This is a genomic window from Erwinia psidii (assembly GCF_003846135.1).
GTDB lineage: Bacteria > Pseudomonadota > Gammaproteobacteria > Enterobacterales > Enterobacteriaceae > Erwinia > Erwinia psidii.
The window spans coordinates 58,575-76,752 of sequence record NZ_RHHM01000001.1 but is presented as its reverse complement, the minus strand read 5'-3'; the positions used below and the strand labels follow the sequence as shown (position 1 = coordinate 76,752).

The window sequence follows — 18,178 nt, the reverse complement described above, 5'->3', positions numbered from 1 at the left end:
CGTTTTTGTTCTGCAACCTGAATTATCTCAGGTATAACCGGAGGATGATCATGAGTCAGGAACATCGTTTACTGGGTCGCAGCGGCATTAAAGTCCCTGTACTGACCTTTGGTGGTAACGTCTTTGGCTGGACGGTCACCCCACAAACGTCTTTCTCGCTGCTGGACGCGCTGGTGGAGAAAGGGTTTTATTTCATTGATACTGCGGACGTTTACTCCCGCTGGGCACCCGGCAATCAGGGCGGCGAATCAGAAACCATTATCGGTAACTGGCTGAAACGGAGCGGCAAGCGTGACAGCATTGTGCTGGCAACCAAAGTCGGCATGGAGATGGGGCCGGGTAAAACCGGGCTGGCGCCCGCGTATATTCGCCAGTCGGTGGAGGATTCTCTGCGCCGCCTGCAAACGGATTATATCGACCTTTATCAGGCGCATCGTGATGACCGTGACACGCCGTTACAGGAAACCCTGCAAACCTTTGATGCACTGATTAAGGAAGGTAAGGTACGGGCGATCGGCGCGTCTAACTATTCTGCCGAGCGGCTGGCAGAGGCGCTGAAGATCAGCGAGCAACAGGGGCTGGCGCGCTACGAAAGCCTGCAACCGGAATACAACCTGTATGATCGTGAAGGGTATGAAGGCGGGCTGGAGAAGGTGTCACGGGATAATGGCCTGGCCGTGATTAACTACTATTCACTGGCAAGTGGTTTTCTCAGCGGCAAATACCGCAGCGCTGAAGACGCCAGCAAGAGTAAACGCGGCGAAGGTGTGGTGCAGAAATACCTGAATAAGCGTGGTTTGCGCATTCTCAGTGCGTTGGATCAGGTGGCGGAATCTGTCCATGCCACACCAACTCAGGTGGCACTGGCATGGCAGATTGCCCGCCCCGGTATTACCGCGCCGATTGTCAGCGTCACGTCGCTGGCACAGCTGGATGAATTAAGCCACGCTGCCACGCTGAAGTTGAGCGACAGCGATATCCACGCGCTGTCAGACGCCAGCCGTTACTGAGGCGGCCAGCGTCGGGGCGCCGTTATCACACCCGGACCAGATAGGGCGTGCGGATGATTTATCCACACGCCTTCTCACCGCCGTTCGCGTTCCTGGTCCGTTACCGAAACAATACCTGCGCCCAGCGTGCCAGACCGGCGGTGACGGAAGCAAAGTCATCGCCAGTGGCCAGCGGAATATCCGGTAGCTGCTGTTGTAATGCCTGACGCAATATCGGCGAGCGTGCGCTGCCGCCCGTCAGATAGACCACATCCGGTTGCGTTGCACTCTCTGCCAGCGCCAGCTTCACCTGTTGTTGAATGCGCTCCAGCGGCTGCATAATGGCGGCTTTCAGCGATGCCGTGGTGATGTCCGTCGCCAGCGACGGCGCGATAAAATCTAACGCAGACGGGGTTTGCGGCGCGGTGGACAGCGTAATCTTGCTCTCTTCCGCCGCGCGCACCAGCCGGTAACTTAAGCGCTGTTGCCAGACTTTTAACAGGTGTTTCACTTTTTCCGGCTCCTGCGCGTCCCGGATCAAATCCTGCAACTGTTTACGGCTGGCGGTGGCGTAAAAGTCACTCTGTGCCGGTACGTCATTGATCGCTACCGCATTCCACCAGGGAAGCGCGGGCAGGGCAATGCCTTTTTCAGTCACGCCTCCTTGCCCAAGCAGCGGCATCAGTGCTTTGAACGCCAGCATAATGTCCAGATCGTTGCCGCCTACCCGGCAGCCACTGTGGCCCAGCAGGCTGCTGCTGCGATCGGACTTAGCGTGCCATGCCGGTCCCATCAACAGCATTGAGCAGTCGGTGGTACCACCGCCGATGTCCACCACCAGCACGCGGGTTTCTTCTGTTAAGGTGGCTTCAAAATCCAGCCCCGCCGCCACCGGCTCAAACTGAAATTCCACCTGTTTAAATCCGGCGCGGCTGGCCGCACGCGCCAGAATAGCCTGCGCCTGGTGGTTGGCTTCATTGCCCCCCATCCCCTGGAAGTTAATCGGGCGGCCGATCACCGCCTGCGTAATGTTGCTGTCAAGCTGTTGCTCTGTCGTCTGGCGGATATGCAGCATCATCGCGCAAACCAGATCTTCGAAGAACGCGACCTGTTGCGGTTTCAGTCCGCTGGCACCCAAAAAGGATTTAGGGGATTTAACAAACCATATCTCCTCCGGGTCGGTCATGTAGTGTGCCAGCGCGGCCTGGCCAAACTGCACGCTGCCTGGCGTGACGTCGATGTCTTCTTCACGGTTGAGGTTGATGGCCCGGCGAAGGAGGGCCTGCGTTTGTGCATCCGGCGTTGCCACCTGATGATGGCGGAACAGCCATTCACTGACTGCATCCCGTGATGGCGCACAGAGCATGGAGGGCAACAGAGTGGCATCGTTTTCCAGTGGGATCAGCGTGGGTACCCCTGCATTCATGATGGCTACCGAACAGTTAGCCGTACCATAATCAAAACCGATATACATCTGTTTCCCTTAACTGACATAAAAAAGGGGAGCGACTTTAGCTTAGGGGCGGTAAGAGAGCAAGGCTACTGCGTGATTAACTGGTCACTCAGCGCGGGTTACCGTTTGTGGAAAGGCTGAGTGGGAAAGACGGAATGCTGGCCACGACCATTGTGTTTGGCGTTATAGCAGGCGAGGTCGGCCTGGGACATCACTTCGCTGATATTGCCGTTACTGCCATCCAGCAACGTGATGCCTGCACTGGCACCGACCTGATGTAATCCACCTTTCCATTCGAAAGAATATTTGCTCACCGCGTTCACCAGATCCCCGGTAATGCCCTGCGCCTGTTGCAGTGAGCAGGCGGGCAGCAGTACGCCAAATTCGTCACCACCCAGTCGGGCAAGGAAATCATCATCACGCAGATTGTGCTGCATCAGTACGGAAATTTCATGCAGCAGGGCATCTCCGGCGGCATGGCCAGCGCTGTCATTAACGGCCTTAAAGCGATCGAGATCGATAAAGATCAGCGCGTGCGTTTGCTGCTCATCGTTTGCCGAGTGCAACAGCTGCTCCAGCCTTTGCTCAAAGCTGACGCGATTGGGCAGGTGAGTCAGCATATCATGGGAAGCACTGTAGCTAAGCTGGCGCATGGCTTTACGCGATTCACTGACATCCTGGATAACCATCACGCTGCCAATATTATCCCCTTCCTGGGTTTTTAGCGGTGCCATGCTGAAATGGATGTCAAACTGATTGCCGGAACGGCTGTGTAAAACCGGTTCCCGATCCAGCCCGGTGGTAAATTTACTTTGTGGCAGTTCAGATAACCGCAGGTTTTCGGTTTGCGGATCGTCTCCGTTCCGGGTGATGTGCAGAATATCACCCAGCGGTTTACCTAATGCATGCTCCTGCGACCAGCCGCTCATGGTTTCCGCCACCGGGTTCATAAAGGTGACACGCATCTTTTCATCGGTGCTAATCACCGCCTCACCAATGGCATCAAGCGTGATGTGCATTCGCTCTTTTTCGTGGTACAGCGCTGACGTTAACTGGCGCACTGCTGTGACATCCTGATTGATACCCAGCATTCTCTCCACGTCACCTTTTTCATCCAGTACCATGGTGGATTTACTGTGGATATAGCGGATGCCGAAGGCGGTCTGAATACGGAATACAACGTCAGCAGGGCCTGAAGCTTTAATCGCGTCATCAAAAGCATCAATGGCGAGCTGGCGATCGGCAGGGTGCAGGCTGTTAGCCCAGGTCAGATAGTTGATCTGGCCGTCTTCAGACATGCCATAAATCTGGAACATGCGCTTATCCCAGCTCATTTCTCCGGTCTTCAGACTCCATTCCCAGACGCCGATTTCGCCCGCTTCGTTAGCCAGCGTGATGCGCTGCATCAACAGACGGTTAACCTCTTCGGTCTGTTTCAGCCCGGTGAAATCTTCAATCTGTGCGATAAAATAGAGCGGCTGCTTTTCGCTGTCCCGAACCAGTGATACCGCCAGTAACACCCATACCACCTTGCCATCCTTGCGAAGATAGCGCTTTTCCATACTGTAGGTTTCAATCTCACCGCGAAGCAGCGCGTCCATCTGGCGTTGGCTGTTCGCCAGATCGTCCGGGTGGGTAATCTGGTTGAAGGTCATTGCCGTTAGCTCGCTTTCCTCATAGCCTACCAGCACACAAAGGGATCGGTTGACCTGAAGCCAACGGCCCTCTGCCGATACCAGTGCCATGCCGATCGCTGAGTATTCCATGGCATGGCGAAAACGCGTTTCGCTCTCTGTGATATGCTTTTTCTCCTCGCGGAACGAATGCATCAGCAGCGCCATCAGGTGGCTGGGGATAATCACCAACAGAAACGGTAGCCAGGGATTATCGGTCATAAAACCAGAGCGGGCGGAGCGAATTTCCAACATATTGCAGCTGAGCATCATCATCATCATCGACAGGGTGGCAAGAAAGACCACAAAGGCGCCGAAGCGAGGCAGACGCACCGCGCTGTATAACAATACCACCATGACAGCGGTGAATCGCCAGGGCATATAGCGCAGCACGTAATAGCACAACACTAGCGTACACAACAGCGTTAACAGGGTTTCAATCCACTTGCGGGGGGGATCTTTTTACGCAGCCAGACGCCTTGCCATAAAAGGCAGACAGGACCGAGTGCCAACATGCCAATGCTTTCGGAAACGCCCCAAATCGAAAAAAAATGAAAGCTGTACCGGCCAAGGAACCAGCAGGCCAACAGGCCGCCGATCAGCGGTATAACCAGGCCCATTGAGATAAACATTTTGCACCAGCACAACATTGAATCCAGCGGCTTTTTGCGATCCAGCAGGCGGCGAAGCAGCAGACCTCCCAGCAGGGCCTGGGCAAGGTTGAGCAGCGGATATTCCAGAGCCCTTAGCGAGAGCCCTGTCATCAGGATACTGGCAGCGGCAATACCGATAACACAGCCGCTCAGCAGCAGCAGCAGGAATTTACCCGTCTGGCGAAATACCACGACGATGAGTAGCGTGGTGGGAAACCACAGCGGAGAAACTTGCGCGCTCATTTCAGTGAGTTCGCTGCAAAAAAATGTCAATACGAAGGAGAATGTGCCCAGCAGCACAACGTTGGCCCACGCTGAAACAGGGCTGGATGGTGGTAAGCGTGTTTCGGTAATCATTGACAAATCCGGCTGGGCAGCAGTGACATCAGTACAATCTGTAATCTCTTTGCGATGCTAACATAACCGATAAGGAATGCTTAAGGTAATTCCCGGTTTCGTTACATTGGCTTTCAGAGATGCGTTTTATTTAACCGATGATGCCTGGTGCAGTTTCAACAGTTCTTCACGGGTCCAGGCATGGTCGATACCTGCGATCTGCACTGATAATCGCTGAAGGAATTGTTGGGTGGTTGCAATGCGACCATGACCTATAAGCAGCAGCGGCACCACCAGAGCAATACAGAGTTGCAGTGCCGAAAACCCCTGTAACTGTGTGCGACGCTGGCTGATAAGAAAAGCGGTACTGAGCGTAAAGCCCAATATCAGGCCGCTTGTGACCTCACTTTCCGAATGAAAGTTCAGAATCAATCGCGACAGACCCACCATCAGCGGAATGAAATAGCCGATACCGACGGCGAAACCGCGCCAACAGCCGGAAAGCCGACTGCTTATCAGCCACAGCATCACAGGCCAGAGCGTGGCCGACATGGTGCTGTGCCCGCTGAAACCGGTAAAATTAAAGCGTGCGCTACCGATGCCAAATCCCATAAACGCAATTTTTGACAGGCTGACAATGCTACCCGCCGCGCAGAATGCCACCAGCCACCAGACAGATGCACGACGGTCACTGTTTTTCCAGCCGATCATCAATGCCATGATCGCCGCGGTAGGGATAAGCAACATACTGTCGCCAAAATAGGTCAAAATATGCAAAGCACGATCGGGCACAGTGTTTCCTTCTGGGTAAAAATGCGAGTCAGATCTCATTATGCACAGTCTAAACGGCAATCCCTGCGAGGTATAACGGGAAAGTCTGAAAAGCTTTTAACTGCATTTTACTGGCATCAACCCCCCGGAATCCTTATAATTATCCGCGAATTGATCCTCTCCATATCTCTGATAATCTGTAACCAGGCCTTGAATTTATGACTGACAAGTCGCATCAGTGCGTCATCGTAGGTATTGCCGGCGCTTCTGCCTCTGGAAAAAGTCTTATTGCCAGTACCCTCTATCGTGAAGTCCGCGAGCGGGTTGGCGACGAAAATATTGGTGTTATTCCTGAGGACGCCTACTACAAAGACCAAAGTCATCTCACCATGGAAGAACGGGTTAAAACTAACTACGATCATCCCAGCGCGATGGACCATAGTTTGCTGCTACAGCATTTGCAAATGCTCAAAGCGGGCCAGCCCATAGATTTGCCGGTTTACAGTTATGTCGAGCATACCCGCACTGAGCAGACCATCCGGCTGCAACCCAAAAAGGTGATTATTCTGGAAGGGATTTTGTTGCTGACCGATGCCCGCCTGCGACAGGAAATGAACTTTTCCATTTTTGTCGATACGCCGCTGGATATCTGTCTGTTGCGGCGAATGAGACGTGATGTTAATGAACGTGGTCGTTCAATGGATTCGGTGATGACACAGTATCAAAAGACCGTCCGGCCAATGTTCCTGCAATTTATTGAACCTTCAAAGCAGTATGCTGACATCATCGTGCCACGCGGGGGGAAGAACCGTATTGCGATTGATATTCTGAAGGCAAAAATCAATCAGTTTTTTGAATAACACTCTGGCTTTTACTGCAACCGCTGGTGTTTTGCAGTACCCCGTGCAGGATGTATCGGGGTTGCGGCCAGAACAGTCCATTTTGACTTTTAGGGAGTAGCCTCTGATGAGATTGTGCGATCGTGATATTGAAGCCTGGCTGGACAATGGCCAGCTTGAGATTTCTCCCCGGCCACCGGCTGAACGTATTAATGGTGCCACTGTGGATGTGCGTTTGGGTAACCAGTTCCGAACCTTTCGTGGTCATACCGCGGCGTACATAGACCTGAGCGGTCCGAAGGCGGAAGTAAGCGCCGCGCTCGATCGCGTGATGAGTGATGAGATTGTGCTCGCTGAGGGAGAGGCTTTCTTCCTGCACCCCGGCGAACTGGCGCTGGCGGTGACATTAGAATCCGTGACGCTGCCGGACAATTTGGTTGGCTGGCTGGATGGTCGCTCCTCTCTGGCGCGCCTTGGCCTGATGGTGCATGTCACCGCCCACCGCATCGATCCGGGCTGGCAGGGCCGGATTGTGCTGGAGTTCTATAATTCAGGCAAGCTGCCGCTGGCGCTTCGTCCGGGAATGCTGATTGGCGCACTCAGCTTTGAGCCGCTCAGCGGCCCCGCCGCCCGGCCTTATAATCGTCGGCAGGATGCCAAATACAAGGGGCAACAGGGCGCTGACGCCAGTCGGATCGATAAAGATTAGGATAACTGGCCTCATTTCTTCAGTCCGGCGGTTGCCAGGGCCTGAATGAGGTGCGAGGACAAGGCATGAGAAGATTTATTACCACGCTGGCAATTTTTCTGGTGGTAATCGTGGCCGGTATGACGTCGCTGGTGCTGCTGGTTAATCCCAATGAGTTTCGCGACTATATGGTTGAACAGGTCGAACATCGAAGCGGTTATCAGTTGACGCTTAATGGCGATCTGCGTTGGCATGTCTGGCCACAGCTCAGCATTCTTTCCGGGCCGATGTCGCTGACCGCACCGGGAGCACCACAGCCGGTAGTGACCGCCAGCAATATGCGTCTGGATGTTGAACTTCTGCCGTTATTGTCGCATCAGCTCGCAGTTAAACAGGTGATGCTGAAAGGTGCGATAGTGCGCCTGACCCCGGACAGTGAAAGTCAGCGCCCGGCTGGTGCACCGGTCGGGCCCTCTGATGCTTCCCCGCTGGAAAACAGCCCCGGCTGGACGTTTGATATCGGCCAGTTGCAGGTGGCCGATAGCCTGCTGATCTGGCAGCAACGTAATGGTGAGCAGCTGAACGTGCGCGATCTCACTCTGCAACTGTCCCAGAATCAGCAGCGCCAGGCACATCTTGAGCTGAGCAGCCGCATCAGCCGCGATCAGCGTGAGCTGTTAATGAATCTCAGTGCCGAGATGGATCTCAGTCATTCTCCCCATCAGATAACCGCCGCGGTTAACCGGCTTGATTATCAACTTACTGGCCCTGATTTACCCAAAGATGGTCTGAAAGGACAGGCGAAAATGCAGGTTGAATGGCTTGGCGACAATGCGTCTTTTAGCCTGAATAATCTGGCGCTGCGTGCGAATGACAGCCAGCTTGATGGTAGCGTCAGCGGTTCGCTGGGGAGCCGTCCACAGATGGCGGTCATGTTGCATTCTCCATTACTGAACATGGATTCACTGCTGGGACTGGAAAGCAGCGTGGGCAGTAATGTACAGGGAATGGCGGCACAGCGTACCGGCCCGGCCCCGGTTATCGCTCAACCGGAAGGCGATAATCATGCCAGTTCGCTGCTCAACGCAACGGACGGCAAACTGAATCTGAAAGTAGATAAGATGCGCTGGCGCGGCATGGATCTCGATATGGTGACGCTTAACGCCACCAGTAAAAATGGCGTGTTACAATTGGCAACCTTTAATGGCAATGCCGGGCACGGCAGTTTTTCGCTGCCGGGCACAATGGATATGCGTGGCCCACAGACACGCGTCGCGCTTCGTCCTGTGCTACAAAACATTGCGGTTGAACCCTTGCTGAAAGCATTTGATTTACCGTCTTCATTAAGCGGTAATCTGTCGCTCAACGGTGATTTTAATGGCAATGGTATGACCGTGCCGTCTTTCCGACGGGCATGGAAAGGTACTGCCGAACTCAGTCTGGATAATGCGCAGATGAATGGTCTGAATTTTCAGCAGATGATCCAGCGTGCGGTGGAGCGAGGAAGTAACCGTGTGCGAGGGCCGGATAAAACAGAGGCTACCAGCAATCTGCAACAGATCGCGGGCAGCGCAACCCTGAATAATGGTTTGCTTTCATTTGGCGATATGCGCGGGCACTCGACGATGCTTGACTATAGCGGTAAAGGAAGCATTAATCTGAGCGACCAGCAGGCTGACATTACCTTCGCGGTTACCGTGACGCAGGGATGGCAGGGGGACAGTGAACTGGTGAGGCGGCTACAGCAGACTCCGGTTCCGCTTCGCATTTACGGCCCGTGGTCAGCCCTGAACTATTCGTTACAGGTTGATCAGGTGCTACGTCAGCAACTGCTTGATGAAGCGAAAAAACGCCTGAAAGCCTGGTCAGACAGAAATCAGAACGGCGTTTAACGTGCAGACTGTCAAGCTGAATTTTGGTTCAGCTCTCAGCGGGGTAATCTGGTTCGCCACGCCGTGTCGGAACGATTTGTACTTTCTGCACCCGGTGGTTTTCAACGAGCAGGGTGCGGAACAAATAATCGCCGATCTGAATCTGTTCGCCTTCTTTTGGCACCTGCTGGGTGTATTCCATCAGCAGTCCGGCAAGCGTCTGATAGTCTCTTTTGTCATCAATCAGCAAGGGAACGTAAACCACCAAATCTTCCAGCGGCATATGGCCGTTGGCTGTCCAGCTGCCGTCGGTATTTTGCTGAATGTCATAGCGAACATCGATCTTCTGACCTTCATTCGGCAGATTACCGGCAATCGTTTCCATTACGTCACTTAACGTCACCACACCTTCCACGGAGCCGAATTCATCCACGACAAAGGCAAAATGCGTTCGTGCCGCACGAAACTGTTCCAGGGCCTCCAGCAGGGTAAGCTGCTCCGGGAAAACCAGCGGCTGGCGGACAACAGCACGAATATCCAGATGTTGACTGTGCAAAGTCTGTTGCAGCAGATCGATAACGTGTACCACGCCCAGCGGATCGTTACTGTTGTCCGTCACCACCAGTCGGGTATGCTGATTACGGTCCAGCCGTGCCATAATCCTGTCCGCAGATTCACTGAGATCGATATGTTCAATATCATGGCGCGACGTCATGATGCTGCTGACGGTACGCTGCCCCATACCCAACACACGGGCTATCATCATACGTTCCTGAAAATTGAAAACGGCCTGGCTGTCAGCATGATCCGCCGCCAGTGAAGCGTTTTCAGCCCCCAGTTCTGCATTTTGATGACCGCCACGCAGCAGACGAAGCACCGCTTCTGCGGTGCGTTTGCGTAACGGCGATTTTGCGATGAGAAAGCGGCGACGGTTAAACTGTGCCAACTGATTGAGAGCCTCAATGATGACGGAAAAACCAATGGCCGCGTACAGATAGCCTTTTGGTATGAGGTAGCCAAATCCGTCTGCGACCAGACTGAAACCGATCATCAGTAAAAAGCTCAGGCAAAGAATCACGATTGTCGGGTGCGCATTAACAAAGCGCGTAAGGGGTTTGCTGGCCAGCAACATCAGCAGGATGGCGATAATCACCGCCGCCATCATGACAGCCAGCCGATCCACCATCCCGACCGCGGTAATCACCGAATCGAGTGAAAATACCGCATCCAGTACCACTATTTGTGCAACAACGGCCCAGAATTTAGCGCCGCTTTTTTGTGGATTCTCATCCTCATCTTTTCCTTCAAGCCGTTCGTTCAGCTCCATCGTGGCTTTAAACAGCAGGAAGACACCGCCTGACAGCATAATCAGGTCACGCGCACTAAAAGCATGCCCGATGATGATGAAAAGCGGTGAGGTCAGCGACGAGAGCCAGGAGATTGAAGCCAACAGCAACAAGCGCATCATCAGCGCCAGCAGCAATCCGGTGATGCGGGCACGGTCACGCTGAGAAGGAGGTAGCTTTTCAGCCAGAATGGCTATAAAAACCAGATTATCAATACCCAGCACCAGCTCCAACACAATCAGAGTCAGTAATCCGGCGAGGATTGACGGATCGAGGATCCATTCGAACATAAGCGTTCAGGCCCGTACCGATTGAAAAATTGTTCTGATGATAGTTAACCGGGCATCGTTTAACAAATATTGCGTCGCAATCGTTAGCACAGTTCAGATTATTGCCAGGAGACGCAAGTCCCGGAGAGGAATTATCCGGTTCCCCGATTGAGAAAATGTAGCCATTTTTTTTCAGGATTATTCGTACAGGTCCTCAAAAAATCCTGATGATACTAAGAGCAGTATCTTAAATTTACCAGGAATATTCTTATTCGAATATGCTGCGATCCTGATTTTTTAAAGGAAGTAATGATGGAAAGCCCGGTGCGGTATGGGGTCGAGGGTAGTCTTAATCCTAAAAGGCTGAATGAAAAGGGACGGACTCTTGTAAACATGCCAGTAATAACTAGTATAGCAACGTGTTAGTTAATACCATGACTGATGTCATGTTTAGAACTCAGTGCTATGCGTTTGTTGTTGACAGGTAATGAAGACAGCAAGTGCGTTAACCTGCCGTTCACACAGGGCAGGAAAAAGTGGGATACAGCGCATTGGCAGCTACAAGTCAAGGGCGGTAGCGTGTTAAGTCGTAATGATAATACCAATGCTGAATAATTTTTCATCACCAGAGTTACGGATCTTTGTCTGAGACAGCATTATGTTCAACTCATTATCATGATATCCCTCACGCGCTTTCAGAATATGTTTTCTGTCATGAAAAATGATTTGATAAGTAAGCGCGTAATTACTTCCTGTGGCAGGAATTAATTATCTCCAGGCTACTGAATAAAAAATAAGAGTTAACTATGAGTAATATAAAGTTTACCTCGAAAGGGTTATTGATCAGACTGTTTTTATCGCTCTCTGATCTCTTTTTCTTTAACGCCTCATTATTTATTGCAATCTGGTTGATGAGTGCACTTCCTGGCAATCTTCTTAATGAATATACTTCACAAGATTTGCGTCTTACCATCGTTACTCATATTATCCTTTCGCTGGTTTGCATCGCATGGTTCTGGGTTCGTCTGCGTCATTATACTTATCGCAAACCTTTCTGGTTTGAGTTGAAAGAAATATTCAGAAGCGTACTGATTTTTTCTGTTATCGACCTTTCTATCACGGCACTCTCTGAGTGGCAGCTGTCACGCTGGATCTGGGTACTCACCTGGCTGCTGGCCCTGGTATTTATCCCGGCAGGACGCGCTGTGGTAAAACGTACCCTTAACCACTATAAACTGTGGAAGCGCCAGTCAATTATCATCGGCAGCGGTAAAAATGCCGAAGAAGCATGGATGGCGTTGCAAAGCGAAGAAATGATGGGCTTTGATGTGGTGGCCTTCTACGATGTGGATGGCTCCACCCCGGCGCTGGAACTATTTTCAACGCCGGTAATCCGCACCGAGGAAGAACTGTGGCAACTGGTCGATATCGACACGCAATTTATCGTGGCCGTAGAATTCGAACAAAGCCAGTATCGGGACCTCTGGTTAAAAAATCTTGCAAAACATAACTGTCGTGCTGTTTCCGTGATACCTTCTTTGCGTGGTGTGCCCCTATATGGCACGGATATGGCTTATATTTTTAGTCATGAAGTGATGATTTTGCGGGTCAGCAACAATCTCGCCAAGCGTACTTCGCGTTTTACTAAAAGAGCGTTCGATATCGTCGGGGCCATGAGCATTCTGGTTGCGCTGATGCCCGCGTTGGCCGTGTTGGTTTTCCTGGTCTCGCGGGATGGAGGTAGCCCGATTTATGGTCATGAACGGGTGGGCCTGAACGGGCGTAAATTTAAATGCCTTAAGTTCCGTTCCATGGTGGTTAATTCGAAAGAAGTGCTGGAAGAAGTGCTGCGTACCGACCCCGTTGCGCGTGCTGAGTGGGATAAAGATTTTAAACTGAAGAACGATCCCCGCATTACCCGCGTGGGGCATTTTATCCGCAAAACCAGCCTTGATGAATTGCCGCAGCTGTGGAACGTGATTCGTGGAGAAATGAGTCTGGTTGGTCCCCGTCCGGTTATCGAAGATGAGCTGGAACGGTACGCCGGTGATGTCGATTACTATTACATGGCGAAACCGGGGATGACGGGCTTATGGCAGGTGAGCGGTCGTAATGATGTGGACTACGAAACCCGTGTCTACTTTGACTCATGGTATGTGAAAAACTGGTCGCTGTGGAACGATATCGCCATCCTGTTCAAGACCGTTGGCGTTGTACTGAAGCGGGATGGTGCCTATTAAGACGGGCTGTTTCCTGCTTTTACGTGACCGTGACCGGCCATCAGGCGGGAGCGGACTACATGTACGCGGGATACGTTTTGGTGAATGTTAGGCGTCGGCTTTAATCAAACCGGCAAGGCATAAAAAGTAAGAGGGAATAGATGATAATGACCGTTAGTTTGAAGGCCTGATCGGGTGATTTACCTTATTACTTTTGCGTGACGCTACACTGCGGCGGATTCGCTACTATCAATCAAATTACTGATAGCGATGAGATAGATGATTACAATCAAAACGAAAGTATTACCCCTATTGATTACAGCTACCCTTCTCTCCGGATGTACGGTTGTGCCCGGTTCGACACTTTCCACTGGCGGAAAAGATGTTGTTAAACAACAGGATAGCGATTTTGACATTGATAAATACGTTAACGTTTTTCCGTTAACGCCGGGCCTGGTTGAGCAGCTTCGCGCGAAGCCTGTGGTCGCAAAGCCTAATCCGGGACTGCAGAATGAATTGCAGCGTTACGAATATCGTATCGGTGTGGGTGATGTTTTGACGGTTGTTATCTGGGATCACCCGGAGTTAACCACCCCGGCAGGGCAGTATCGTAGTGCCAGTGATACGGGCAACTGGGTGCATTCCGACGGCTCCATTTTCTATCCCTATATCGGACGTGTTGCGGTAGCAGGGCGTACCGTTCAGGAAGTGCGTAGCGAAATTGCTTCACGCCTGGCACAATACATTGAAAGCCCACAGGTTGATGTCAGCGTTGCCTCGTTCAAATCGCAAAAAGTTTATGTAACCGGTGAAGTGACCACCTCTGGCCAGCAGCCTATCACCAACGTTCCTTTGACCATTCTTGATGCGGTGAACGCAGCGGGTGGTCTGACGGCAACGGCCGACTGGCGCAATGTGGTGCTGACCCATAATGGCCGCGAAATGCCTATTTCACTTCAGGCGCTGATGCAAAACGGCGACCTGTCGCAAAACCATCTGCTTTACCCTGGCGATATCCTCTATATTCCACGCAATGACGATCTGAAAGTGTTCGTGATGGGCGAGGTTAAACAGCCGGCCACCCTGAAAATGGACCGCAGCGGCATGACGCTTGCTGAAGCACTGGGCAGCGCTCAGGGCATGGATCAGGCGGTGGCGGATGCGACTGGCGTGTTCGTTATTCGTCCCGTTAAAGGTCAGAATCGCAGCAAAATCGCCAATATTTATCAGCTGAATGTTAAGGATGCTTCCGCAATGGTGATGGGTTCAGAATTCCAGTTACAACCGTATGACATCGTTTACGTCACGGCGACACCGCTGACACGTTGGAACCGCGTTGTTTCCCAGCTTGTTCCAACTATTACCAGCATCTACACCGCCAGCGATAATGCGCAGATTATTCATAACTGGTAATCACTGGAGACGCTGATGATTAATTCAATCCTGGTGGTCTGCATTGGCAACATATGTCGTTCTCCCACAGGGGAACGGCTGCTGAAAGCAGCGTTACCGGATATCAAAATCGCCTCTGCGGGCATTCACGCTGTTGTGGATCATGCGGCTGATGCTACTGCCAGCAGCGTTGCCAGTGAGCATGGTGTTTCACTGGAAGGCCATGTCGCGCGCCAGCTGACCTCGGCAATGTGTCGGGAGTACGATTTGTTGCTGGTGATGGAAAAGGCGCATATCGATCTGGTCAACCGCATCAACCCATCCGTACGAGGTAAAACCATGTTATTTGGCCACTGGCTTAATCAACAGGAAATAGCGGATCCCTACAAGAAAAGCCGCGATGCCCATGAAGCCGTGTACGGATTACTTGAAAACGCTGCCCAGAAATGGGTCAACGCATTAAGCCGATAGTTGGGATTATCCATGAATATAAAGAGTAAGACACCGTCAGCGTCGCAAGAGGAATCCACCGGGTGGGACCTGACGCATATTGTGGGACAACTTGTTGATCATCGTTGGATAATTGTTGCTGTTACGGCTTTGTTTATGCTGCTCGGCACGTTGTACAGCCTGTTTGCCACGCCTATCTACAGTTCGGATGCGATGGTGCAGGTAGAAAACAAAAATGCGAATACGGTTCTGAATGATATCCAGTCGATGTTGCCAAGTGCGCAACCTATGTCAGCGACGGAAGTGGAGATCATTACTTCGCGGATGGTGATTGGCAAAACGGTTAAGGATTTAGGGCTGGATGCCTTTGTTCAACAAAATTATCTGCCGGTTATTGGTAAAGGCTTATCCCGTCTGATGGGCAATAAGCCCGGCCAGCTCAACGTCACCCAGTTGACCATTCCGTCTGACTGGGAAAAACCGGAGCTGGTGCTTGACGTGACAGGGCCTGACAGTTACAGCGTCAGCAAGGATGGCACGGCATTATTTAAAGGCAAAGTTGGACAGCTTGAAAGCCATGCTGGCGTATCGATGAACGTCAGTATCGCAAACGTCCAGCCGGGCACCAGCTTTACGGTAACCAAACTGACTGACTTGCAGGCCATCAGCATGGTTACCAATAACCTGACCGTCGCGGACAAAGGAAAAGACACCGGCGTTCTGGGACTGGAATATGTGGGGGAAGATCCGGTTCAGATAAGCAAGGTGCTGAACCAGATAGTGACCAACTATGTCGATCAGAACATCGATCGCAAATCAGCAGAAGCGCAGAAAAGTCTGGAGTTTCTGAAAATACGGCTGCCGGATGTGCGCGCAAAACTGGATGACGCAGAAGATAAACTGAACATCTTCCGTCGTCAGAATGACTCGGTGGATATGTCTCTGGAGGCGAAATCCGCCCTGGACTCCTCGGTGAACATTCAGAGCCAGTTAAACGAGCTGACCTTCCGTGAGGCTGAAGTCTCTCAGCTGTTCACTAAAGATCATCCCACTTATCGTGCATTGCTGGAGAAACGTCAGACGCTGGAAGACGAGCAAAAACGTTTGAACCAGAAAATCGGTCAGATGCCGCAAACCCAGCAGGAGATAGTGCGACTGACACGCGACGTGCAGTCTGGTCAGGAAATCTATATGCAGCTGCTGAATCGTCAGCAGGAGCTGAATATCAGTAAAGCCAGTACCGTGGGTGATGTTCGCATTGTTGACCCGGCAGAAACGGCAGCAGCGCCGGTTGCTCCGAAGAAACTGATCGTAGTGCTGGCCAGTATGATCCTTGGCATGGTGGTTTCCGTTGGTATTATTCTGGTGAAAGCACTGTTCCACCACGGTATTGAGCGTCCCGATGAACTGGAAGAACGCGGCATTAACGTGTATGCCAGCGTGCCACTGTCAGAATGGCAGCGTAAACGGGACACCGATCTGATTGCACGACGCACGCCTTACAGTAAGTCTGAACCGGTTAATTCACTGCTGGCGCTGGGTAATCCTACCGATCTCTCCATCGAAGCCATTCGCAGCCTGCGTACCAGTCTGCACTTCGCGATGATGGAAGCGAAAAACAATATTCTGATGATCACCGGGGCAAGCCCGGGTATTGGCAAAACGTTTATCTGTTCTAACCTTGCGGCCCTGGTAGGCAAAGCCGATCAGAAAGTGCTGTTGATCGATGGTGATATGCGTCGTGGTTACACCCATGAGTTATTGGGTGTGCACAACAAAGTGGGCCTGTCGGATGTGCTGTCTGGGAAAACAGCCCTTGGCAAAGAGATTGTTCAGCAGGGTGAATACGGATTTGATTTCATTCCCCGCGGGCAGGTGCCACCGAACCCATCGGAACTGTTGATGCACAGCCGCCTGAACGAGTTACTGCACTGGGCCAGTATCAACTACGATCTGGTGCTGGTCGACACACCACCTATCCTGGCGGTCACCGACGCGTCGATCATTGGTAAGCTGGCGGGAACGGCGCTGATGGTGGTTCGTTTTGAAACCAACACGCTCAAAGAAGTGGAGTTCAGTTACCGCCGCTTTATGCAGAATGGTATTGATATTAAAGGTGTTATTCTTAATGCTGTGGTGCGTAAAGCCTCAAATGCTTTCAGCTATGGTTATGATTATTATGATTACAGCTATAAGCAGGATGCGAAAAGTTAACTAATTAAAAGGAGCCTTTCATCTGACGACGAAGGGCTCTTATTTATTTTTTTGAAATCGCGTGTTTTCCGGGCCGCTTTGTCTGGACGAAAAAAAAGGTACCTGAGAATGAAGGATATTTTCTTCTCGATTGTTATCCCGGCTTATAATGCGGCTGAATCGATCGCGACCACCCTGGATTGTGTGGCCGCGCAGACTTACCAACATTTCGAAATTATCATCATTGATGATAAATCCTCTGATGCAGACAAACTCGCCGAAGTGGTACAGGCAGAAAAATACAGCCATCTGCAAATGCGGCTGGTGTTTTCCGAGGAAAAACTGTTTGGCTCCGCTGCCCGTAATAAAGGTGTGAAACTGGCGACCGGTGATTACATTTGCTTTTTAGATGCTGATGACGAATGGCATCAGGACAAGCTGAAGGAGTCGCTGAATACCATCATCGAGCTGGAGGCGCAGGGCAGGCAGAAGACCATTATTTACAGCCAGGTTAACATCATTCAGGACGGGCAGTTCCTGAAAGTGATGCCGATGCAGCCGGTCAAAAAAACTGAAACCGTGGCTGAATATCTGTTTGGCTGTTATGGCTTCATTCAGACCAGCACTATCGTGCTCAAGCGTGAATATGCGCTGGATATCCAGTTCGATCCGAAATATATCCGCCATCAGGATTATGATTTCTGTATTCGTGCTGACAAAAAAGGCTACGAGTTCGTGATGATTGACAGGCCGCTGGCTGATTACCATCTGGTCAGCAACTTTGGTTCGAAACATAAAGGTGAATCGGTAAAATACTCTTTCTTCTGGCTGGAGAACATGAAGCCCTGGCTTACCCAGCGCGATATCAACACTTACAAAGCTTACAAGCTTCCGTTACGATACAAAATGGATGGAAAATCCGTCAAGGCTACGCTCAGTTTCGTCCGCTATTTCTTCTTAACAAATGCAGAAAACCGCACTTACTTTATCAATCGTCTGAAGGATAAAATCAGAACGCGTTTAGGCGGAAAATAGT

The 18,178-nt window shown here is 51.5% G+C and carries 14 protein-coding genes; 9 read left to right on the top strand and 5 right to left on the bottom strand.

Going from position 1 to position 18,178, the window contains the following annotated elements:
• Positions 1–50: 50 nt before the first annotated feature.
• Positions 51–1,010 (top strand): aldo/keto reductase, encoded by a 960-nt coding sequence (locus tag EB241_RS00340; RefSeq protein WP_124231254.1) that lies wholly within the window; start codon positions 51–53, stop codon positions 1,008–1,010.
• Between the two features lie 100 nt (positions 1,011–1,110).
• On the opposite strand, the gene yegD is transcribed toward EB241_RS00340, so the two are convergent.
• The 4 genes from yegD to EB241_RS00325 form a co-directional block, all read right to left on the bottom strand.
• Entirely contained in the window at positions 1,111–2,463 is a 1,353-nt protein-coding gene (gene yegD, locus EB241_RS00335; protein WP_124231253.1) for a molecular chaperone, read from the bottom strand.
• A gap of 98 nt (positions 2,464–2,561) precedes the next feature.
• Positions 2,562–4,523 (bottom strand): PAS domain S-box protein, encoded by a 1,962-nt coding sequence (locus EB241_RS00330; RefSeq protein WP_233592500.1) that lies wholly within the window; start codon positions 4,521–4,523, stop codon positions 2,562–2,564.
• Positions 4,524–4,540: 17 nt separating this feature from the next.
• A complete protein-coding gene (locus EB241_RS21220) occupies positions 4,541–5,125 on the bottom strand; it encodes an MASE1 domain-containing protein (RefSeq protein ID WP_233592499.1) in 585 nt (194 codons plus the stop codon).
• Between the two features lie 126 nt (positions 5,126–5,251).
• Complete coding sequence (locus EB241_RS00325) at positions 5,252–5,851, bottom strand: phosphatase PAP2 family protein (protein ID WP_124231651.1); 600 nt, start codon at positions 5,849–5,851, stop codon at positions 5,252–5,254.
• A 242-nt stretch (positions 5,852–6,093) separates the two neighbouring features.
• Between EB241_RS00325 and udk the strand changes: the two genes are divergently transcribed.
• From udk to asmA, 3 genes are all read left to right on the top strand, one after another.
• On the top strand, positions 6,094–6,735 hold the full coding sequence (udk, locus tag EB241_RS00320) for a uridine kinase (protein WP_124231252.1): 642 nt from the start codon (positions 6,094–6,096) through the stop codon (positions 6,733–6,735).
• A gap of 106 nt (positions 6,736–6,841) precedes the next feature.
• On the top strand, positions 6,842–7,423 hold the full coding sequence (gene dcd / locus EB241_RS00315; RefSeq protein ID WP_124231251.1) for a dCTP deaminase: 582 nt from the start codon (positions 6,842–6,844) through the stop codon (positions 7,421–7,423).
• A 65-nt stretch (positions 7,424–7,488) separates the two neighbouring features.
• The gene (gene asmA / locus EB241_RS00310; RefSeq protein ID WP_124231250.1) at positions 7,489–9,294 is read left to right on the top strand and encodes an outer membrane assembly protein AsmA; all 1,806 of its coding nucleotides are present in this window, start codon (positions 7,489–7,491) and stop codon (positions 9,292–9,294) included.
• 28 nt (positions 9,295–9,322) lie between these two features.
• Here asmA and EB241_RS00305 read toward each other — a convergent pair whose 3' ends face one another.
• Complete coding sequence (locus EB241_RS00305; RefSeq protein ID WP_124231249.1) at positions 9,323–10,909, bottom strand: TerC family protein; 1,587 nt, start codon at positions 10,907–10,909, stop codon at positions 9,323–9,325.
• A gap of 785 nt (positions 10,910–11,694) precedes the next feature.
• Here EB241_RS00305 and wbaP point away from each other — a divergent pair.
• The 5 genes from wbaP to EB241_RS00280 all read left to right on the top strand — a co-directional run bounded on the left by wbaP (position 11,695) and on the right by EB241_RS00280 (position 18,177).
• Entirely contained in the window at positions 11,695–13,128 is a 1,434-nt protein-coding gene (gene wbaP / locus EB241_RS00300) for an undecaprenyl-phosphate galactose phosphotransferase WbaP (protein WP_124231248.1), read from the top strand.
• Positions 13,129–13,386: 258 nt separating this feature from the next.
• Positions 13,387–14,520, top strand: coding sequence for a polysaccharide export protein (locus EB241_RS00295; protein ID WP_124231247.1), 1,134 nt, complete (start codon positions 13,387–13,389; stop codon positions 14,518–14,520).
• A 15-nt stretch (positions 14,521–14,535) separates the two neighbouring features.
• Positions 14,536–14,970: an arsenate reductase/protein-tyrosine-phosphatase family protein gene (locus tag EB241_RS00290; RefSeq protein WP_124231246.1), complete on the top strand. Its 435-nt coding sequence runs from the start codon at positions 14,536–14,538 to the stop codon at positions 14,968–14,970.
• Positions 14,971–14,982: 12 nt separating this feature from the next.
• A complete protein-coding gene (gene wzc / locus EB241_RS00285; RefSeq protein ID WP_124231245.1) occupies positions 14,983–17,163 on the top strand; it encodes a tyrosine-protein kinase Wzc in 2,181 nt (726 codons plus the stop codon).
• 108 nt (positions 17,164–17,271) lie between these two features.
• A complete protein-coding gene (locus tag EB241_RS00280; RefSeq protein WP_124231244.1) occupies positions 17,272–18,177 on the top strand; it encodes a glycosyltransferase family 2 protein in 906 nt (301 codons plus the stop codon).
• Position 18,178: the final 1 nt, after the last annotated feature.

Coding starts and splice junctions, on each gene's coding strand:
- EB241_RS00340 (WP_124231254.1), top strand. CDS start 51: ATGAGTCAGGAACATCGTTTACTGGGTCGCAGCGGCATTAAAGTCCCT.
- yegD (WP_124231253.1), bottom strand. CDS start 2,463: ATGTATATCGGTTTTGATTATGGTACGGCTAACTGTTCGGTAGCCATC.
- EB241_RS21220 (WP_233592499.1), bottom strand. CDS start 5,125: ATGATTACCGAAACACGCTTACCACCATCCAGCCCTGTTTCAGCGTGG.
- EB241_RS00325 (WP_124231651.1), bottom strand. CDS start 5,851: ATGTTGCTTATCCCTACCGCGGCGATCATGGCATTGATGATCGGCTGG.
- udk (WP_124231252.1), top strand. CDS start 6,094: ATGACTGACAAGTCGCATCAGTGCGTCATCGTAGGTATTGCCGGCGCT.
- dcd (WP_124231251.1), top strand. CDS start 6,842: ATGAGATTGTGCGATCGTGATATTGAAGCCTGGCTGGACAATGGCCAG.
- asmA (WP_124231250.1), top strand. CDS start 7,489: ATGAGAAGATTTATTACCACGCTGGCAATTTTTCTGGTGGTAATCGTG.
- EB241_RS00305 (WP_124231249.1), bottom strand. CDS start 10,909: ATGTTCGAATGGATCCTCGATCCGTCAATCCTCGCCGGATTACTGACT.
- wbaP (WP_124231248.1), top strand. CDS start 11,695: ATGAGTAATATAAAGTTTACCTCGAAAGGGTTATTGATCAGACTGTTT.
- EB241_RS00295 (WP_124231247.1), top strand. CDS start 13,387: ATGATTACAATCAAAACGAAAGTATTACCCCTATTGATTACAGCTACC.
- EB241_RS00290 (WP_124231246.1), top strand. CDS start 14,536: ATGATTAATTCAATCCTGGTGGTCTGCATTGGCAACATATGTCGTTCT.
- wzc (WP_124231245.1), top strand. CDS start 14,983: ATGAATATAAAGAGTAAGACACCGTCAGCGTCGCAAGAGGAATCCACC.
- EB241_RS00280 (WP_124231244.1), top strand. CDS start 17,272: ATGAAGGATATTTTCTTCTCGATTGTTATCCCGGCTTATAATGCGGCT.